The following is a 1,221-nucleotide window of genomic DNA, read 5'->3' as shown; positions in this document are numbered from 1 at the left end:
GGTGCCGGCGGTGCCGACCGTGGCCGGCGTTGCGTTGTTGCGTACGGCGTGCCGGGTGGCGATCAGTAGGACCAGGAGGCCGGTGAAGCTGAGCGCGGCGCCGTCCCACAGGGTGGAGGTGTAGCCGAGGCCGGCGGTGATGGTCACGCCGCCGATCCATGCGCCGAGGGCGTTGCCGACGTTGAAGGCGGCGATGTTGGCGCCGGAGGCCAGGGTGGGGGCCTGCCCGGCGTATTGCATGATTCGCATCTGTAGGCCGGGCACGGTGGCGAAGCCGAACGCGCCCATGAACGCCAGCGAGACGATGGTCATGATCTGGCTCGGCGCCGTGACGGCGAAGATGACCAGGACCGTGGTTAGTGCGGCCAGGCCGGCGGTGAGTGTCGTGGGCACCGAGCGGTCGGCGGCCTTGCCGCCGAGGGTGTTGCCGGCGAACAGGCCCACGCCGAACAGGACGAGCAGCCATGGGACGGTGCCGCTGGCGAAGCCGCTGACCTCGGTCAGGGTGTAGGCGATGTAGGTGAATGCGCCGAACATGCCTCCGAAGCCGAGGATCGTGATCAGGAGCGAGAACCACACCTGCGGGTGGGTGAAGGCCCTGAGCTCGTGGCGCAGGCCGCCGGTGGTGGCGGTGGCGGTAGCGGTGTGTGGCGGGACGAGGGCGGCGATGCCGGCGAGGGCGACGACGCCGATGGCGGTGATCGCCCAGAACGTGGATCGCCAGCCCAGTTGCTGGCCGAGGAAGGTGCCGAACGGGACGCCGAGTACGTTGGCGGCGGTGAGGCCGGTGAACATCATGGCGATCGCGGCCGCCTGGCGGGATGGTGTGACGAGGCTCGCCGCGACGACCGAGCCGATGCCGAAGAACGCCCCGTGGCTGAGTGCGGCGACGACGCGGCCGGCCATCATCAGCTCGTACGTCCCGGCCAGCGCCGAGATCAGGTTTCCGGCGATGAACAGGAGCATCAGCCCCATCAGGATGTGCTTGCGGTTGAACCGGGTGACGGCGGCGGTCAGGCCGATGGCCCCGACGGCGACGGACAGGGCGTAGCCGGAGATCAGCCAGCCGGCGGTGGATTCGGTGACGGCGAAGTCGGTGGCGACCTCGGGTAGCAGGCCCATGATCACGAATTCGGTGAGGCCGATGCCGAATCCGCCGATCGCAAGAGCGAGCAGGCCCAGTGGCATTTTCTTCGGTTCAGCAGACACGAGTTCTCCCGT

Annotated in this window: 1 protein-coding gene; it reads right to left on the bottom strand. The window is 69.0% G+C overall.

The window, feature by feature from the left end; all coding sequences use genetic code 11:
* On the bottom strand, positions 1-1,209 hold a 1,209-nt coding region (locus V6U90_RS33450), incomplete at its 3' end, for an MFS transporter (protein WP_334445190.1).
* Positions 1,210-1,221 lie beyond the last annotated feature (12 nt).

Source organism: Micromonospora sp. CPCC 206060, assembly GCF_036906895.1.
Taxonomy (GTDB): Bacteria; Actinomycetota; Actinomycetes; order Mycobacteriales; family Micromonosporaceae; genus Micromonospora.
The sequence above is the reverse complement of the archived record's forward strand: the minus strand, read 5'-3'. Positions and strand labels throughout refer to the sequence as shown.